Genomic DNA, 18,734 nt, shown 5'->3' with positions numbered 1-18,734 from the left:
TCAGGGCCTGATATCGATACTGGATACGGTAAGATGGCTCAAACGTTGTTCATGAACCGCCGTGGTACGGAACCGTATGCCCGGTGGTGTGAGAGGACAGGGGAGGCGACTCCCCTTCCTACTCGATTGTGGATTATTATCTGCCCCACGCCCCACGCCCCACGCCCCACGCCCCACGCCCCACGCCCCACGCCCCATATTCTATTTTCTTCTTACTGTGTTTCTAAAAATAACTTTTTAGAATATCTGCTAGGCGGCACAATGCCCCTCATATTGTTCGGTTATGTCAGTTGAGTGGGCTTGAGAAAGGATGTGGGGTTATGTCGCTGGATGCTTGGATTGCAGTAGGAGTCGTGCTGACTATCTTCCCGTTGATGGCGTTGTCACGCCTAGGGCCAGATATCATTTTAATGGGCGCGGTGGTGGTGCTGATGACGCTTGGCGTGATTGACCCACAGCAGGCGTTGGGTGGATTCTCTAATAGTGGCCTGTTTACTGTGGCGTTTATGTACGTGCTGGTGGCCAGTATTCGTGAAACGGGCGGTATCGATCTTATTATTCGCTACGTGCTGGGGCGGCCAACCAGCGAGCGCGGCGCGCTAACACGTCTATTGTTACCTGTGGCATCGCTCAGCGGTTTTCTCAATAACACCCCGGTGGTGGCGACGTATATTCCCGCCGTCATGAGCTGGAGCCGCCGTGTGCGGCTTTCCCCACAGCGCTTGCTCATGCCGCTGAGCTTTGCCTCTATTTTAGGCGGTACTATCACGCTATTTGGTACCAGCACTAACTTGGTAGTGCATGGGCTACTGATCGAGCGCTACCCTGATTTGGCCATGGGGCTTTTCGACTTGGCGTGGGTAGGCATTCCGGTCGCGGCAGCGGGCTTGGCTTATCTTATTTTCCTTGCCCCGCGTTTATTACCCGCCCGTGGCGGCACGGCTAAAGCCTTTGCTAACCCTCGCGAGTTCACTATTGAAATGGAAGTAGACCCGGCAGGGGTACTAGTCGACCGCACGGTCGAAGAGGCCGGGCTGCGCCACTTGCAGGAACTGTTCCTTGTCGAGATCGAGCGCGTCGGTAACGTGGTCAGCGTAGTTGGGCCAGGGGAGCAGCTCAAAGGTGGGGATCGTTTGGTGTTTGTGGGCACCTCGGATGCCGCTGTAGAGCTTCAGCAGATCCGTGGGCTGATCCCTTCTCGGGATGGTGCTTCTAGCCTAGAAAAAGAGTTCAAAGAGCGCCGTTTGGTCGAGGCGGTGGTCTCCAATCAATGCCAGTTTATTGGCCAGCGGATTCGTGATGGTCGATTTAGAACGCTATACGGCGCCGCCGTGCTGGCGATTTGCCGCGGCGGCGAGCGCGTGACGGGGAACCTCGGCCAAGTGCGCTTGCAGCCTGCCGATGTATTGCTGTTAGAGGCGCGCCCGCCGTTTATCGAGCGCCATCGGCAGTCGAAAGACTTTTTGCTGATCAGCGAGCTAAACGGCTCGGCGCGGCCCATCCACGAGAAGGCTCCGCTGGCCTGGGGGATTTTGCTAGGTGCGGTGCTGCTGGCTGCGTTTGGTGTTCTGAGTATGCTTAATGCCGCCATGCTGGGAGCGGCGATGGCACTGCTGACCGGCTGCTGCACAGTGGGCGCGGCTAAGCGGGGCTTAGATACTCAGGTGTTATTAACCATTGCCGCCTCGTTTGGGGTGGGGGCAGCGTTACAGTCGTCAGGTGCAGCGGATGCCATGGCAGGCAGCGTGCTGTCGTGGGTGGCGGGCAGCCCGTGGTTGCTGCTGATGGGTACCTACTGCGTGGTGGCGCTACTCACGGAGCTAGTGACCAACAACGCCGCGGCGGTGATTATTTTTCCGGTGGTCATGGCTGCCGCAGAGAGCCTTGGGGTGAGCCCCATGCCATTTGTGGTGGCTGTGATGTTTGCTGCCTCGGCCAGTTTTCTGACCCCGATCGGCTACCAAACCAACTTGATGGTGCATGGTCCTGGTGGCTATCGAGTCAGTGATTTTTTACGTGTTGGTGGTGGTTTAAACGTACTGACCGGTGTGATTGCGGTCACGCTGATTCCATTGGTGTGGCCGTTTTAAGCGGTTAATGTCTCGCTCCCCGCGCTGCTTTACGCTAGGGTGACGCTTTTAATATCAGTAAGGAAATAACCCATGACAGCCCCAGGCGAACTGATTATTGAGCCAAAAAATGGTCAACCCGCCGATGCGTGTGTGTTTATTATTCATGGCCTAGGTGCCGATGGGCATGATTTCGAGCCGCTAGTACCCGCCCTGACACTGCCGGAAAACGCGTATGTGCGTTTTATTATGCCCCATGCTCCGCGCCTGCCGGTCACTATTAACGGCGGTATGGTGATGCCTGCTTGGTACGACATTCTGGCGATGGATTTGGGCCGCCGGGTTGATGAAGTTCAGCTGAAAAAATCCGCCGAGCGTATTCAGGCGCTGATTCAAGAGCAGATCGATCAGGGTATCGATAGCCAGCGGATCATCGTGGCAGGTTTCTCCCAAGGCGGCGCGGTGGCGTATCAGGCGGCTCTCTCGTTCCCGCAGCCGCTAGGCGGGTTGCTGGCGATGTCGACCTACTTTGCTACTGCCGATAGCATCGAGCCTGCCGAGGCTAACCGTCAGGTGCCGATTGAAGTTCATCACGGTAACTTCGACCCCATCGTGCCTGAAACCTTGGGCCGTAGCGGCGTTGAGCGTTTAAAAGCCATGGGTTACAGCGTCAACTATCGCCAGTACCCCATGGCGCATGCACTGTGTCCGCAGCAGGTCAACGATATCGGCAAATGGCTAAGCGAGCGGCTGGGTTAAGGGGAGAGCAGTAGGCGTTCGGTGCCTTTGATAGTACGCTGCTGCTATTAATACCGCGGCAAGGGACAGGCAGAGGCACATGATAGCGTCTATCGATACCGTTGAAAGTGGGTTAGCCGTTTGTCTACTGATGACCGCCATTGGGTGCTTATTCGATCGCCACCTATTAAGGGCGTGTTGGCTTTTGGTGCTATTTGCGCTGTTGATGAGTGCAGCGTGGTGGTACCTGAACGCCCCGTGGCTGGCCTTGGTGGAAGTGATATTAGGGAGTGCGCTCACGGGGGGTGGCTTTATTTACGTCTTACGCACACTGCCCAGTCAGAGGCTATCGATGCCACGTTATGATCGTATGCGCGTCGAATGGCCACACCGTTTGACGAAGGGGCTGCTCATCATTGCCTGGAGTATCATGCTAGGCGTGGCGACTCAGTTTCTATTACCTGATATGGCGCTTTCACTGACCGCGCATCCGCTTATTTTGTCCTCTGTGGTCATTGTATCGTTGGGCATGGGGGCGTTTGCTTTACACCACCATCTGATGCGCCGCTTGATGGCCTTTAATGTGCTTGGATCGGGCGTTTTCTTGATGCTCGCAGGCATGGCGGGTACGTCACCCAGTGCCCAGGCGCTCATCACGGTGGGGTTGCTCATCGCTTGGCTGGGGTCGCTATTGGGGGTTTTACTCCTTCGCCAGCTAGTGCACCAGGAAGGTAGCGCCGCCCTCAACGATGAATACGCCCCTGTAAGGCCGCCTTCATGATCTGGCGCTTTGGTCTGTACGACAATACCTTTGATCCCTTATGGATGACGGACTGGGCATTCGCCGCTGTCCTACTGCTGCCGATGGTGTTTGGTGCGCTCGGAGCCGTGTTTCGCCCCTCTCGTTTGCTGCCGGTGGCCTTGGCCTGCTTGCCGATTTTACTGGCTGGAGGGGTCATGGTATTGGACTACCAACAGGTCGGATTGCTGCGTTGGCAGTGGGAGGTGGCGGGTATCGAGCTAACGCTGCGCTTGAGTGGCCTTAGTGCTCTAATGCTCTTGATTACCCAGTGGACGGCCGCCGCCGTTGCCGTTTATACCCCTGGCTATCTTCGCCTAACGCTCCCCAATGCCAGCGTCCGTTGGTTATGGCCATTAATGGGGTTGCTCGTTAGTGCGCTTTCACTGATTTGGCTGGCGGCGGATCTGTTGATTCTGTATGCCGCGTTGGAGTCAATGGGACTCGCGGCCGTGGGGATGTTGCTGTTATCGGGTAAGTCTGCGGCGCTACAGGCCGGTATGCGTTACCTCCTTTTGGCTCTGGTGGGGTCGCTCGCGTTTTTACTGGGCGTTGCCCTATTAATGAGTCAATGGGGAACGTTAGATTTAATCGCACTTGAAGCGCGGGTGGAGTCAGAGCCCCTTACTTGGGTTGCAGCAGCCCTTATAGGCGCGGGGCTTGCCTTAAAGGCGGCGCTATTCCCTTTACATGGTTGGCTAACCCCCGTACACGAGAATGCTTGGACGCCGGTCAGTGCACTGCATGCAGCGCTCGTCATTAAGGCCTCGCTCTATATTTTAATGATGCTTTGGGGCATCTTGCTGCCGGAGACGCTGTTTGCTCCCCGTTTGGTGGCCTGGTTGGGCATGTTGGCGATTGTTTGGGGTGGATTGGTGGCCTGGCGAGCCGATTCACTCAAAACGTTGATTGCCTCTTCCACTGTGGGCCAGTTGGGCTATTTGATGGTGGCCTTTCCTCTGGTATTAGGTCCCAATATCGCACCGCTGCCTTTGTCGCTGGCATGGGACGGGTTTTGGTTACATTTGATGGGACACGCACTAGCCAAAGCCGCCATGTTTATGGCGGCAGGCAATTTGATCATTGCCACGGGTGAAAGCTCACTGAAAGCGCTGGCAGGAACCAGTCGTCGGCTGCCACTTTCGCTACTTATCTTTGGCATGGCAGCGGTTACGTTAATGGGGCTACCTCCCAGCGCTGGCTTTACGGCAAAGTGGCTCTTGCTTCAATCCATGGTGCTGACTCAGCAATGGTTAGCCGTGGCTGCCCTACTGGCAGGCACGCTATTGACGGCTGCCTACGTGTTTCGCGTATTTCGCTACTCGTTTGATGAAACCGCACCGCGACACGATTATCAGCCGCTTGCGCCCGGCATGGATGCCGTTGCTCTGTGTTTGGCGGTAGCAGCCTTTGCGCTTGGCTTACTCGCCCACTTTCCGCTGGGGTTGCTGCATGGAGGTGGTGCATGAACGCGGCTTGGTTACCCCTGACGACGCTGGCAACCTCCTTATTCGCGGCGGTGATTATTTTCTCGTTGCCAGAAGAGGCTCGACGTGTCCGCACGTACATCAACTTACTGGCGGCGGTCGCTAAAATTCTCCTAGTGATAGTGATGGTCGGGCGTGTTTCAGAAGGCTATGAAGACACCTTTAGCTTTCAAATCGTGGGAGGCGTTGATTTTGTGCTGCGGGCGGATGCCCTCGGCGTTATGTTTGCGGGTCTTTCGTCACTGCTGTGGCTATGCACGACGATTTACGCGATTGGGTACTTGGAAGGGGCGGCCAATCGGAAGCGTTTCTTTGGCTTCTTCAGCCTGTGTGTCACCAGTACGCTAGGGGTTGCCCTGTCGGGAAACTTGTTTACCTTCCTGATTTTCTACGAAATGCTGACACTCTCAACTTACCCGCTCGTGGTGCACGCGGGTTCAGCAAAAGCCTTAGCGGCCGGTCGAGTGTATTTGCGTTACACCCTCACGGCGGGCGTTGTGCTGCTGCTAGGCGTTGTTTTGCTATACAGCTTAACCAACGATCACTCTTTTGCGTCAGAGCAAGGGTTGTCCCCCTACCTGGATGATCACCGTGGTTTGCTAACCCTTATTTTTGCGCTGCTGGTCGGTGGCTTGGCGGTGAAGGCAGCCATGGTACCGCTGCATGGCTGGCTGCCCAGGGCGATGGTGGCACCGGCGCCGGTGAGTGCATTGCTGCATGCCGTTGCTGTGGTAAAAGCCGGTGCGTTTGGCATTTTGCGTGTCATATACGACCTATACGGTATTGAGCTTAGTGTGGAGTTGGGCGTCACCACCGTGCTGGCCGTCGCTGCGTCTATCACCATTATTTATGGGTCGCTGCGGGCGATTGCCCAAGAGGAGTTAAAGCCACGCTTGGCGTTTTCGACGATTAGCCAAGTTTCCTATGTGGTGTTAGGCGTTAGCTTGTTTGGCCCTTTCGGGACGATAGGCGCGCTGGCGCATTTGCTTCACCAAGGCCTGATGAAAGTGACGCTGTTCTTTTGTGCTGGCAATTATGCAGAAGAGCTGGGGGTTCATCGCCTTGATGAAATGGACGGTGCAGGCAAGCGCATGCCATTGACTAGCCTAGCGTTTACGGTGGGGGCGCTAGGGATGATCGGGTTGCCACCGACCGCTGGGTTCATTACTAAATGGTACCTAGGCATGGGCGCTATCGAGGCAGATATGTACTGGGTAGTGGCCGTGCTAGTAGCAAGCAGTACGCTGAATGCGATTTATTTTCTCCCTATCGTACATCGCCTCTGGTTCCGTGAAGGGCCGGCCCATGGTAAGGGGCAATGGCCTAAAGAGCAGCCATTAGGGCGGCTGGAAACCCACGGATGGCTGTTGTGGCCAGCGGTATTGACGGCCGTCATTAGTATAGGGGCAGGTTTGTTGGCTGGGTTGCCATTTAGTCCGTTGGATTGGGCAACGCGCGTAGCCGTTGGGGAGTACCTGCCATGAGTTCACTGCTGTTGGTCGTGGCCTTACTCTGGCCGCTTTTCGTGGCAGGCAGCACCGTATGGTGCGCTTACCGAGTCCCTGTTCAACAGCGTCATTTCATTTCGATGCTGTGGGTAAGTGCTGCCTGGCCTGCTTTACTGCTGGCGTATGCGGGTGACGTGCAGTGGACCATGGATGCTTGGATGTTAGGTGGGTATTGGGAGCTGAATGCGCTCAGCCGACCGTGGCTAGCCTTTACTGCTCTGCTTTGGAGTATGGCGGCGTTTCATGCGCGAGGTTACTTCGCCGATGAGCAGCGTCAGGCACAAGGAGGGAATGCGTCGGCACAACGGCGTTTACAGCGTTTAACCTTACTGTGGCCGCTAACCTTGCTGGGCAACATTCTTCTGATAGTTGCCCAGGATATTGCCAGTTTTTATTTTGGCTTTGCGCTGATGACCTTCGCTGCGTATGCGCTGGTAGTGCATAACGGCACTCCGGCTGCGAAGCTGGGGGCTAAGGCCTATCTTGTGCTGGCCGTTATCGGTGAAGGTTTGATATTAGGTGGTTTTCTCTGGGCCGCAGGCACCTCGGATACGTTAACACTCAAAGGCGTGCGCGATACCCTGGCCACGGCAGACCATGGTGCGTGGATGGCGCTATTGCTGTGGCTGGGTTTAGGCGTGAAAGCGGGGGTGATTGGGCTGCATGTTTGGTTACCATTAGCGCACCCCGTGGCTCCCGCGCCCGCCAGCGCTGTCCTCAGCGGCGCCATGATCAAGGCAGGCTTGTTGGGTTGGTTGACCGTGTTGCCGTTGGGAATGGAGTCGCTATCTCCTGCCATGATGCAGTTTGGCAATGTCGTATTGGTGGCAGGGTTTGCAGCAGCATTTGGTGCGGCCCTGTACGGCATTTGGCAGTCGCATCCCAAAGCAATTTTGGCCTACTCCAGTATCAGCCAAATGGGCATGTTAACGGCGTTAGTGGGTATGGGAATCGTCGTGCCAGCGGTATGGCCGGCCTTGCTACCTGCCATCATTTTGTTTGCGGGTCACCATGCGTTAGCGAAGGGCGCTCTCTTTATGGGTACCAGTGTGAGTGAGCATATGCCCAAGTGGCCCACCTCGCTGCTGTTTCTTTTGATTGCTCTACCGGGCATTTCGCTGACAGGCGCACTCGCGGCAGGCATGTTCAGCAAGTGGGGGGTGAAGCATGCGCTCTATGAGTTCGAGCAGGAGCGCATTATCGCACTATTGACTTGGGCGGCGATGGGCACGGCCGCGCTGGTGACGGTCTGCGTGTGGCGACAATGGCAGCAGCGGCAGCGAGGAAACAGCCATTCGTTTCAGTGGGGGGCGTGGCTAGCGGCATTGATCGCTGCGCTAATGACACCGCTGTGGCTGCCGTTACCGGAGGGGAGTGTGATCGCTCCTCCCTTGAACGAGTGGTTGGGCATTATTTGGCCTTTTCCGGTAGGCGTTGTCGGCATGGCGTTAGGCTTGTTGGCGCTGCGCCGTTTTGATGTGCCAACGCCACCTGCCGGGGATTGGTGGTGGGGATACCATTCCCTTGCCACTCTAGGCTTGAGCGCCGCACGCTTACTGGCCGCGCGATGTGGAAGAGGTAAAACAACCTCCGTGGCGCTGGCGCTGAAGGGTGAGCGTTGGGTTATGAAGGGGGTGTTGCGCGGACTGTCAGTGGAGTCATGGATGCGCCAGCATGGTGGAGGCTTGATGATGGCGTTGGCCGTTCTCCTGGCACTTTTGCTCATTTGGGAGGGACAGTAGTGGGGCAACAAGCAAGAGAGCCATTGGGTGAGCGCGGCCGAAGTGCCGATGTGCCCAACGATATTCCAAAGCGTGGTTGGCAGGATATTGCGTGGCGCGTCGTGCGCGCCGCGCGCCGAGACCGGGTCACCATGTTTGCCGCAGGGGTGGCGTTTTACGCGCTGCTGGCGCTGTTTCCGACCATTGCGGCGGTGATTTCGGTGTGGGGGCTACTGTTCGACCCTGTCGAGGCGGGGCGGCAGCTCTATACGATCAGCCGCTTCATGCCGCCGGACGCGGCCAACTTAATCGATCAGCAAGCGCAAGACGTGGTCGAGAGCATCGAGTCGGGTAATGTCCTGACCGCGCTGGCGGGGCTGCTCATTGCCATGTTCATTGCCTCGAAAGCAGTCTCGGTACTGGTCATTGGTCTCAACGCGGTATATGGCGAGCAAGAGCAGCGTTCACTGCTCTATCGAGGGGTGGTCCTCGTTTCGCTGACCTTTGGCTTGATTTGCATGACGCTGGTCTCCTTGGGATTCATCGCCATCGTGCCAGCGCTAGTGGACCGATTGATGATCGAGCCTCCTATGGATCGAGTGCTGCAGTGGCTGCGCTGGCCGGCGCTGCTGGTATTGATGAGCCTGCTGATCGCACTGCTCTACCGCTTTGCACCTTATCGCCGCTCACCGCAGTGGCGTTGGCTGAGTTACGGCACGCTGTTTGCGACGCTGATGTGGCTGCTGGGCTCGGGAGGGTTGTCACTCTACGTGCGCTACTTTTCGACTTTTAGCGAGCTGTACGGCTCGCTAGGCGCGGTGGTGGCCCTGATGCTGTGGTTTTGGTTGTCAGCATTTGTCGTGCTGTTTGGTGCGGAGCTTAATAGTGAAATGGAACGCCAAACCTGTCATGACACCACCGTGGGTGAAGCGCGTCCTCTAGGCGAGCGCGAGGCGTTTGCTGCCGATACCATTGGCGTCGAAAACCCTTGGAATAGTGACAATACCGCAAGAAAGTGACCACCGTGCGATTAAGAGACCGATCGTGCCACCGCCCAGCGAGCTGGGCGGTGAAGGTTAACGGTAGAGGCGAATAGAGCGCTACAAAAGCTCCTCGGCGGCCAGTGCCAAACGGGAGCGTTCAACGCTTTTCAAGGTGATATGCCCAGCATGGGGCCAATCTCTAAACCGTTCTACTACGGCGGCCATGCCGCAGGTGTTGGCGGTGAGATAGGGCGTGTCGATCTGCCCGACGTTGCCCAGGCAGACAATCTTGGTATTGCGCCCGGCACGGGTGACCAGCGATTTTAGCTGTTTAGGGGTGAAGTTTTGCGCCTCGTCGATGATCAAAAAGGTGTCGTTCAGGGTGCGCCCGCGCATAAAGCTCGGTGAGCGAATTTGCACACGTGAGCCAATCAATTGCCGCGTGGCACCGTTATCCCAGCTTGATTCTCCCTCTTCGTTGCGCAGCAGGTTATCCATATTGTCGTGGAAGGCCCCCATCCACGGCGACATCTTCTCCTCTTCGGTACCTGGTAAGAAACCAATATCCTCCCCCATAGGGATGGGCGCGCGGGTGAAGACGATACGCTCAAAGCGTTTGGCGTCCAAGGTCTGCTGGAAGGCCGCCGCCAGGGTCATAAACGTTTTGCCGGTGCCCGCGTTACCGGCAATGGTGACAAGGTCAATCTCGGGGTCCATCAACAGGTTGAGGGTAAAGTTCTGGCGGCTATCGTGAGCGTGGACGCCCCACACACCAGCATGGTGACGGTAGTTGGTGAGCAGCTGAAGCCGGGCAGAGGAGGGCGAAATCTCGCGCACAATAGCCTCGAACTCTGCGCCGTTTTCGCTATCAGAAACCAACATGCCGACATGCCAGTGGCGGGGCATATTGCCGCTGAGTTGGTAGAAGGTATGGTGGCCGATGCGTTCGACGGTCACTTCAACGTTGAGCGCTTCCCATAGCGACGCGCCATCCTGCCCGGCCGAGGCGTACACTTGGGCACCTTCAATCATCGCATCGCTATCGGAGAAGGCGCGATCATTCAGGTAGTCTTCCACCGGCACTTTTAGTGCGGCGGCTTTTACCCGCAGATTGATGTCTTTCGTGATGAGAATGACCGACGCATCCGGGCGTTCGTCACGCAACCGGCAGGTTTCTGCCAGGATTCGGTTGTCGAGGCTATCGTCTAGCGAGTCGAAAGGCTTTAAGTCGTTGTAGCACAAAAAGTGTAGGCGGCCGGATTCTCCGCTGATACGGGGAATGGGGATGCCTTTCTGGATTTCATCGAAGGTAACCTGATTGGTCAGGTCGGAAAGGGTGCGGCTGATTTGCCTTGCCGTACGGGCGATTTCGCGGATGCCGTTTTTGTGCTTGTCCAGCTCTTCAAGCACGGTCATAGGGATAACCACATCATGCTCATCAAAATGATAGAGCGCAGTCGGGTCGTGGATCAGGACATTCGTGTCTAGGACATACAGCCTAGTCGCTTTCTTATCGAGTCGTACCATCGTTGGAATCACTCCTTGGTTGACGGCAACTTCGACACTGGCAGGTGCGTATTACGCCTGGATGACACTTGCCTGTGTTCCTTACCTGGCGTGTCCTGGCGGCTCCTTGTTTAGCACTTTTATTAGCGTGGAAGGCTTTGGTGTTTTTTTCCACATAAATGATGTCAACGATGTGTCAGTGAGCCCTAACCAGGCTGGCCTCGAGGCGCTTTTCTAGCCAACGCATCCAAAACACGCCAGCCTATCCGAAAGGCACCCACAGCAATTCGCCCCCGCAGCAACGCTGCGGGGGCGACTCAGTAGCTGGTAGGACTAGGTGGATTTGAACCGCCAACCTCCACGATGTCAACGTGGCGCTCTAACCAACTGAGCTATGGCCCTGCTTTCTTCGATTCGAAGCATCATTCGCTTCGTCAACGGTTGCATATCTTGCCGATTCCGCTGGATTTTTCAGGCCTTTAGCGATCACTTTTGACCCTCTCCACCGCTTCCTTTCAGCCATCGTAGAGCCGTTCGCGCTCTGTCGCCTCCATCTGCCGGCGTCAAGGGCCGCTTGGCTTTCTACACCGCCATCTTTTTCTGCAGCGCCGCCAGCACCAGGATGTCGCCGTCTCGTTCGAGCGGCTCGTCGTGCCTCTAGCGACTGACCCGTTAAGGATACGACCCTGTCGGCAGCCTTAGTAGGCCTGTAATGTTCGAATTCGAACTATTTTAACCTTGTATGTTGCATTGCGCACCTTGGTGGCGCAATATTGCGCTAGTAAATGTTCATAACTAATCATTAATGAGCATTATCTCACAACGCGCCGTGACACTACCCGGGCGGACACACCAAGGCCCGAGCCAATCGGCCGCAACCATTTCCGACGCAAGAAAGGGGCATCTCACCCCACTACAATGACAATCAGGAGAAAACACCATGGCTGCAAAACGCATCCTGCTGCTAGTCGGCGATTTCGCCGAAGACTACGAAGTAATGGTTCCCTTTCAGGCTCTACAGATGGTGGGCCACCAGGTGGATGCCATCTGCCCGGGCAAGGAAAAGGGCGAGAAGGTGAAGACCGCCATCCACGATTTCCAGGGCGACCAGACATATACTGAGAAACCGGGCCACGAATTTGCCCTCAATGCCACCTTCAAGGACGTCAAGGCGGCCGACTACGATGCCCTGGTAATTGCAGGCGGGCGGGCCCCGGAGTATTTGCGCCTGGACCCCGAGGTGATCGCGATGGTTCGCCACTTCGCCGAGCATAACAAACCGTTGGCGGCTGTCTGCCACGGTGCCCAGGTGCTGGCCGCAGCGGAGGTCATCGAAGGTCGCCGGGTTTCTGCTTACCCGGCTTGTTCGCCAGAAGTGCGGCTGGCCGGCGGTACCTACGCCGACATCGCTGTCGATGGCGCCGAAACTGATGGCAACCTGATCACGGCTCCGGCCTGGCCCGCACATCCGGCTTGGCTGGCAGCGTTTCTTAAAGTATTGGGCACACGCATTACCCTTTGAATGCTTGGAGCGCCTTGGTCGGCGCTCCTTGTTTTCCGGCCCTGCCCTCGGATTGTGGCGGTTACGAAGCCGTATGTCGGCAAACCGCCCTTGGTTGAGTTCGAAAACGAAAACGAATACACCTCACAACTACAATATAGAGGAAACACTTATGACACCTTTCCTGGGGGAAGTCTTCGGCACGATGATCCTTATCATCTTCGGCGGTGGTGTGGTCGCTGGCGTCGTTCTCAAACATTCCAAGGCCGAGGCGAGCGGCTGGATCGTCATCACCTTCGGCTGGGCCATGGGCGTCACCATGGCGATCTATGCGGTTGGCCATTTCAGCGGTGCCCACATCAATCCCGCGATCACCATCGCGCTCGCGACTATCGGTGAATTCCCATGGTCAAGGGTGCCGGGTTATGTGCTGGCCCAACTACTCGGCGCCTTCATGGGTGCGGTGGTGGTCTGGCTGCACTACTACCCCCACTGGCAGAAAACCGAGAGTCAGGGCGCCAAGTTGGCCGTCTTTTGTACCGACCCCGCCATCCCTCACACGCCCTCCAACCTGATGAGCGAAATCATCGGTACCTTCATGCTGGTACTGGGTGTACTTGCCATCGGTGCTAACGAATTCACCGAGGGTCTCAATCCGTTGATCATCGGGCTGCTGGTCCTGGCCATCGGGCTGTCCCTTGGTGGCACCACCGGCTATGCCATCAACCCTGCCAGAGACCTGGGGCCGCGGCTGGCACATTTCATATTGCCTATTGCAGGCAAGGGAGAATCTAACTGGAAATATGCCTGGATTCCTGTGGTGGGCCCCCTGGTCGGCGGCGCTGCTGGCGGCCTTTTCTACCGCCACGTTTTTATCGACGGCAATTCGCTGGCCATGACGATCGCATTGGGAGTCATCGTGGTGTGCCTGGGCGTAAATTTCATCGTCGAGAAGCGATGGTCAAGCCCGAATACGGCATCTGAACAGGATTGATAAATGCAGTACCAATACAAAAAATCAGGAATTACTCGATAAAACGAGGGAGACATCTCATGAAAAAAAAATACATCCTGTCGTTCGATCAAGGCACCACTAGCTGCCGCGCCATCCTCTTCGATCGAGACGCCCAGATTGTGGGCATCGCCCAGAAAGAGTTCCGGCAACATTACCCTACCCCCGGCTGGGTCGAGCATGATGCCATGGAGATATGGGGCAGCCAGATGGGCGTGGCCCGTGAAGTCCTGGAAACGCAGGGCATCAAGCCTTCCGAAGTGGCGGCCATTGGCATCACCAATCAGCGCGAGACCACCGTGGTCTGGGACCGTCATACAGGAAAGCCTGTTTACAACGCTATCGTTTGGCAGGATCGCCGCACAGCGGCCCTGTGTGACGAGCTCAAGGCACGCGGATTGGAGGACTACATTCGCGAGACCACCGGCCTGGTGGCAGATGCCTATTTCTCAGGAACCAAGATTCGCTGGATTCTGGACAATGTCGAAGGGGCACGCGAGAAGGCTGAGCGCGGCGATCTGCTGTTCGGGACCATGGATACCTGGCTGGTATGGAACCTGACCCGCGGCGAGCGCCATGTGACCGACTGCAGCAATGCCTCGCGGACGCTACTCTACAACATCCGCACCCTGGAGTGGGACCAGCGCATGTTGGAGGAGCTCGACATCCCGGCATCCATGCTTCCCGAGGTACGTCCTTCCAGCGAGGTCTATGGAAATACGGGGGCCGAGATGTTTGGTGGTGCCCGTGTACCTATCGCCGGTATCGCAGGGGATCAGCAGTCGGCCCTGTTTGGTCAAGCCTGCTTCGAGAAGGGAATGGTCAAGAACACCTACGGCACCGGCTGTTTCCTGCTGATGAACACCGGTGAGACCCTAGTTGTCTCTAAGTCCGGCCTGCTGACCACTATCGCATGGGGGATAGACGGCAAGGTCAACTACGCCCTTGAAGGCTCCATCTTCATTGCCGGTGCGGCCGTGCAGTGGCTGCGTGACGAGTTCAGGCTCATCGATTCGGCCCAGGATTCGGAATACTATGCCAGCAAAGTTGACGACTCCGGTGGTGTGTACGTGGTTCCTGCCTTTGTGGGGCTCGGGGCGCCCTACTGGGACATGTATGCACGCGGCGCGATCTTTGGGATCACCCGCGGCACCCGCAAAGAACACATCATCCGGGCCACACTGGATTCTCTGGGCTACCAGACCAAGGACGTCATCGATGCCATGCAGACCGATTCGGGGATCACGCTGAAGTCCCTGCGCGTTGACGGGGGGGCAGTGGCTAACAGCGTCATGATGCAGTTCCAAGCCGACATGCTAGGGGTCAATGTGGATCGTCCCAAGATCACCGAAACCACCGCCCTGGGGGCCGCCTACCTGGCCGGCATCGCCGTGGGTCTTTGGACCCAGGCGGAGGTAGTGAGCAAGGGCATCGTGGAGCGTACCTTCGAGCCGCAGATGGATAGCCAAAGCCGCGAGCGCGCCTACAAGGGGTGGAAGAAGGCCGTCAGACGCAGCATGGACTGGGAGCGCGAAGAGGAAGAGTAACCCTTCTCGTCAGTCTGTGTTCCCCGGGGCGTCCCATCGAGCATGACGGGCGCCCTGGGGGACTCAATTTTCAGCGTCCGCCAAACAGAACCTTAACTACCTCTGAAGGGGTCCCTTCATGCAATTGCGCGACAGCAACATCGAAAAACTTTCCAGCGAGACGTTCGATGCCCTGGTCATCGGTGGAGGCATCAACGGCGCTTCAGCCGCCGCCGCCCTGTCCGGAAAAGGTGTAAAGGTGGGCCTGATCGACCGGGGTGACTTCGCCGGTGAGACCAGCATGCACTCCTCCAATCTCGTCTGGGGCGGCATCAAATACATGGAGAGCTATGATTTCGCCTTGGTACGCAAGCTCTGCAAGAGCCGCAATCATCTGATCAAGAGTTTTCCCTCAACGGTCCAGGAAATCCGTTTTTTGACCACCATTGCCAGCGGCTTTCGCTACCATCCGCGCTATCTATGGGCTGGTAGCTGGCTGTACTGGCTGATGGGTAACGGCTTCACACGGATTCCGCGTTTCCTGAGTCCTTCTGCCATCAAGGGCCAGGAGGCGATCGTCGATACCCAGGGTTCCATAGGCGGCTTCGAATATTCCGACGCCTATCTGCATGACAATGACGCCCGTTTCGTCTTCAATTTCGTACGCACCTCACTGAACTACGGGGCCATGGTGGCTAACTATGTCGAGTCGCAGGGAGCAAGGCGCGAAAATGGCGTCTGGGTCACACGTGCCCGAAATGTCATGAACGGCGATACCTTCGAGATCCGTGCCAAGGTACTGATCAATGCGGCGGGCCCCTGGGCCGACCAGCACAATGCGTTGACCGGGCAGCAGACTCAGCACCAGCACGCCTATTCCAAGGGCATTCACCTGATCGTGCCACGGCTTACCGACAGCAAGCGTGTGTTGGCGTTTTTCGCCGATGATGGCCGGCTGTTCTTCGTTATCCCGATGGGTCAGCGCACCTGTATTGGCACCACCGACACGCGCATGGAGAAACCCGAGGTACATGTGACCGACGAGGATACCCAGTTCGTGCTGGACAACATCAACAAGCGCCTGGAATTGGACAACCCACTGGGCAGAAACGATATCATCGCTACCCGCTGCGGGGTCAGACCCCTCGCAATAAAGACCAGCGCGGGTGGGGGTCGTGACTTCCTTCAACTCTCCCGCAAGCATGCCATCGATACCGATGACGCCGAAGCCCATATCAGCATCTTCGGCGGCAAGCTTACCGACTGTCTGAATGTCGGGGAAGAGATCGTCGATGAGGTGAAGCGACTCGGGGTTTCGGTGCCGTATCCGGACTATCGCTGGTACGGCGAGCCCTCCGAATCGGTCAAGGAGGAATTCCTCCATCAGGCTGAGCTCATGGAGCTCGACGCCATGACGTCGCCGGAGGCCTCCGAGCCCCTGACGGCGCGTCTGTGGCGGCGCTACGGCACTCACGCCCTCGATCTGCTTGAGGAGATCCGCGAGGACCCGCGTCAGGGCGAGCTGTTGATCGAGGGTACCGAGTACCTGCGCTGTGAACTCGGTCAGGCACAGCGCCGTGAGATGATCACCCGGCTAGAAGACTTTCTGCGTCGCCGGTCGAAAATCTCCCAGGTGGTCAGCAACGAGCGTATCAGGCAGTCTCCTGGCCTCATGGAGGCCTGCGAGATCCTCTTCGGCGACCAGGCCCGTGAACGCTTTGACGAGTACTTTGCTGAAACCCCGGAATGAACCCCCGAGAGGCTCACCCCTGAGGCCGAGGCCGACAGTCCTGCGCACTCCGAGTCACTGAACTGGTAGGAGCAGGAGCCTGTGCTGAGTTCATGCTGTCGAGAGTAGATCGCAAGCTGATAATCTACCAAGCAGGTTCCGGTCGTTTATCATTGTATGTTCGTTTGTGGTCACCAAGAGTGCTCCAACATGTTCGGAATTCTCTGCTACCTTAGCCGGATAGAAACAGATCAGCGGCTGCCGAATGCGGCGATCATCGCCTACAATGGCGGGATTACAAGGAGTCAGCATGAACCAGCAACAGCAACAGCAACAGCAACAGCAACAGGAAGCCATTGTCGACCTTGTACGCCGTCAGGGATATGCCAGCATCGAACAACTGATCGAGCACTTCACGGTTACCCCTCAGACGATACGCCGCGACCTCAACGCCCTGGCCGAAGAAGGTCTGATTCGTCGCGTCCACGGCGGAGCCGGCCTGGATCGAGTACCGTCAACACTGCCTACAGCACCCGCTAGACCCTCAACCTCGACGCCAAGCAGCGCATTGCGCGACATATTCCCGACGGCTCCTCGCTGTTCATCAATATTGGCACCAGCAACGAGGTGGTGGCCGAGGCTATGCTGGAGCACCGCGATCTCGAGTTGATCACCAACAACCTAAACGTCGCCGCCATCCTCCAGCACAAGGAGGACTTCAGCGTGATCATCGCCGGCGGGCAGATATGCTCCCGTAACGGCGGGATCATCGGCGAGGCCACCATCGACTTCATCAATCAGTTCAAGGTCGACTACGGCATCATCGGCATCGACGAAGATGGCTCCCTGCTGGAGTTCGACTGCCAGGAGGTACGCGTCGCCCAAGCCATCATCCGCAACTCCCGTCAGGTCTACCTCGCCGCCGACCACTCCAAGTTCCACCGAAACCCTTCGGTGCGCCAGGGCAACGTTTCCCAGATTGGCGCTCTCTTCACCGACCGGCGCCCGCCGCAGGCGATTTGCCGGCTGATGGCCAATCACGACGTGACACTGCATGTCGCCGACTGATGCTCCACCGGCCTCGTTAACGGATCCCAATACGGTTAATCAGAGGTTTCTTAAGCTCGCCATCACTTTTTTGTTCGAATTCAAATGCGCTGTGTTTGCATCCGAGCAATCTGCGCAGAGCGAACGACAATAGCGGGATGACAGGACAGCAACGCGAGCCGCGGACCTGAGCACTACTTCGGGATGCCCCCTCGGATCAGAGCCGCTGGGTCCAGGAGGCGTTCCAACTCCCCGCGGGAAAGCTCAGTCTGCTCATCGGCTACGTCGAGGATTGGTCGCCCGGCCCGATAAGCCTCCTTAGCGATGGCCGCGGCAACGTCATAGTCGACCACTCCGTGGAGTGCCGTTACCAGGATGGGGTTGCGAGACAGCGGCTCAGCCAGATTCTCCTCGCGCACCTTGAAGGTGGCGATGGCCCGGTTGCCAAGCAGCCAAGCGATATTGCTCATCAAGGTGATCGAGGTAAGCAGGTTGTGGGCCACCAGCGGCAGCATGACGTTGAGCTGGAAGTTGCCGCTCTGCCCCTCCACTGCCACCGCGGCGTCCAGGCCGATCACCTGGGCGGCGGCCTGGGCCGCTGATTCCGGAATCACGGGGTTGACCTTGCCCGGCATGATGGAGCTACCCGGCTGCAGCGCCTCCAGCTCGATCTCACCGAGCCCGGCCAGCAGGCTAGAATTCATCCAGCGAAGATCGTTGGCGATCTTCATGATCACGCAGGCCAATCCGCGCAGCTGGCCGGAGAGTTCCAACGCGGCATCCTGAGAGGCAACGCCACTCAACGTGGTGGAGAGCCCGCGCAACTTCCGCTTCCCTGAGATCGAGGCCGCCCAGCTGCCGCGCGTGCTGCCGGATGTGGACATGGCCTTCATCAACAATACCTTTGCCCAGCCCGCTGGCCTGAGCCTGGACGACGCCCTGATCAAGGAAGGGCCGGAATCCCCCTACGTCAACCTGATCGCCGTGCGTGGCGGCGACCAGCAGCGCTAGGCAATCCAGCAACTGGTGCGCGCCTATCAGGCCGAGGAAGTGAAGGCCAAGGCGGCCGAGCTGTTCGGACCGGCGGCGGCACCCGGCTGGGAATAAT

Annotated in this window: 12 protein-coding genes, 1 tRNA gene and 3 pseudogenes; 13 read left to right on the top strand and 3 right to left on the bottom strand. The window is 57.5% G+C overall.

Annotated elements, in window-relative coordinates; translation table 11 throughout:
* The first annotated feature begins 320 nt into the window (after nt 1-320).
* The 7 genes from L1249_RS04330 to L1249_RS04300 all read left to right on the top strand — a co-directional run bounded on the left by L1249_RS04330 (nt 321) and on the right by L1249_RS04300 (nt 9,341).
* Nucleotides 321-2,090: an SLC13 family permease gene (locus L1249_RS04330; protein WP_172416393.1), complete on the top strand. Its 1,770-nt coding sequence runs from the start codon at nt 321-323 to the stop codon at nt 2,088-2,090.
* Nucleotides 2,091-2,162: 72 nt separating this feature from the next.
* A complete protein-coding gene (locus L1249_RS04325; RefSeq protein WP_172416392.1) occupies nt 2,163-2,828 on the top strand; it encodes an alpha/beta hydrolase in 666 nt (221 codons plus the stop codon).
* A gap of 79 nt (nt 2,829-2,907) precedes the next feature.
* On the top strand, nt 2,908-3,588 hold the full coding sequence (locus tag L1249_RS04320) for a DUF4040 domain-containing protein (protein ID WP_172416391.1): 681 nt from the start codon (nt 2,908-2,910) through the stop codon (nt 3,586-3,588).
* A complete protein-coding gene (locus L1249_RS04315) occupies nt 3,585-5,075 on the top strand; it encodes a complex I subunit 5 family protein (protein ID WP_228168653.1) in 1,491 nt (496 codons plus the stop codon). Before L1249_RS04320 ends, L1249_RS04315 begins: the two co-directional genes overlap by 4 nt.
* The gene (locus L1249_RS04310; RefSeq protein ID WP_228168652.1) at nt 5,072-6,577 is read left to right on the top strand and encodes a complex I subunit 5 family protein; all 1,506 of its coding nucleotides are present in this window, start codon (nt 5,072-5,074) and stop codon (nt 6,575-6,577) included. Before L1249_RS04315 ends, L1249_RS04310 begins: the two co-directional genes overlap by 4 nt.
* Nucleotides 6,574-8,343, top strand: coding sequence for a complex I subunit 5 family protein (locus L1249_RS04305; RefSeq protein ID WP_089675648.1), 1,770 nt, complete (start codon nt 6,574-6,576; stop codon nt 8,341-8,343). The genes L1249_RS04310 and L1249_RS04305 overlap by 4 nt, the downstream gene beginning before the upstream one ends.
* On the top strand, nt 8,343-9,341 hold the full coding sequence (locus L1249_RS04300; RefSeq protein WP_228168651.1) for a YihY/virulence factor BrkB family protein: 999 nt from the start codon (nt 8,343-8,345) through the stop codon (nt 9,339-9,341). Before L1249_RS04305 ends, L1249_RS04300 begins: the two co-directional genes overlap by 1 nt.
* 81 nt (nt 9,342-9,422) lie before the next feature.
* Here the strand turns inward: L1249_RS04300 and L1249_RS04295 are convergent, their stop codons facing one another.
* Both L1249_RS04295 and L1249_RS04290 read right to left on the bottom strand, forming a co-directional pair.
* Complete coding sequence (locus L1249_RS04295; RefSeq protein ID WP_062375433.1) at nt 9,423-10,832, bottom strand: PhoH family protein; 1,410 nt, start codon at nt 10,830-10,832, stop codon at nt 9,423-9,425.
* 304 nt (nt 10,833-11,136) lie between these two features.
* Nucleotides 11,137-11,213 (bottom strand) — tRNA-Val (locus tag L1249_RS04290).
* Between the two features lie 538 nt (nt 11,214-11,751).
* Here L1249_RS04290 and L1249_RS04285 point away from each other — a divergent pair.
* The 5 genes and pseudogenes from L1249_RS04285 (at nt 11,752) to L1249_RS04265 (ending at nt 17,647) form a co-directional block, all read left to right on the top strand.
* Entirely contained in the window at nt 11,752-12,333 is a 582-nt protein-coding gene (locus tag L1249_RS04285; RefSeq protein ID WP_058576855.1) for a DJ-1/PfpI family protein, read from the top strand.
* A gap of 151 nt (nt 12,334-12,484) precedes the next feature.
* Nucleotides 12,485-13,306, top strand: a complete 822-nt coding sequence (locus L1249_RS04280) for an MIP/aquaporin family protein (RefSeq protein WP_058576856.1) — start codon at nt 12,485-12,487, stop codon at nt 13,304-13,306.
* A 59-nt stretch (nt 13,307-13,365) separates the two neighbouring features.
* Nucleotides 13,366-14,871: a glycerol kinase GlpK gene (gene glpK, locus L1249_RS04275; RefSeq protein ID WP_058576857.1), complete on the top strand. Its 1,506-nt coding sequence runs from the start codon at nt 13,366-13,368 to the stop codon at nt 14,869-14,871.
* Between the two features lie 118 nt (nt 14,872-14,989).
* Complete coding sequence (locus tag L1249_RS04270; RefSeq protein WP_058576858.1) at nt 14,990-16,600, top strand: glycerol-3-phosphate dehydrogenase/oxidase; 1,611 nt, start codon at nt 14,990-14,992, stop codon at nt 16,598-16,600.
* 289 nt (nt 16,601-16,889) lie between these two features.
* Nucleotides 16,890-17,647, top strand: a pseudogene (locus L1249_RS04265) (DeoR family transcriptional regulator).
* Nucleotides 17,648-17,820: 173 nt separating this feature from the next.
* On the opposite strand, the pseudogene L1249_RS04260 reads toward L1249_RS04265, so the two are convergent.
* Nucleotides 17,821-18,426 (bottom strand): annotated as a pseudogene (locus L1249_RS04260) (lyase family protein); the annotation flags it as partial.
* Between L1249_RS04260 and L1249_RS04255 the strand changes: the two are divergent.
* Nucleotides 18,413-18,733: pseudogene (locus L1249_RS04255) on the top strand (MetQ/NlpA family ABC transporter substrate-binding protein); the annotation flags it as partial. The pseudogenes L1249_RS04260 and L1249_RS04255 sit on opposite strands and share 14 nt — an antisense overlap.
* Nucleotide 18,734 lies beyond the last annotated feature (1 nt).

Source organism: Halomonas sp. Cn5-12 (assembly GCF_021532545.1).
GTDB lineage: Bacteria > Pseudomonadota > Gammaproteobacteria > Pseudomonadales > Halomonadaceae > Vreelandella > Vreelandella aquamarina.
The sequence above is the reverse complement of the archived record's forward strand: the minus strand, read 5'-3'. Positions and strand labels throughout refer to the sequence as shown.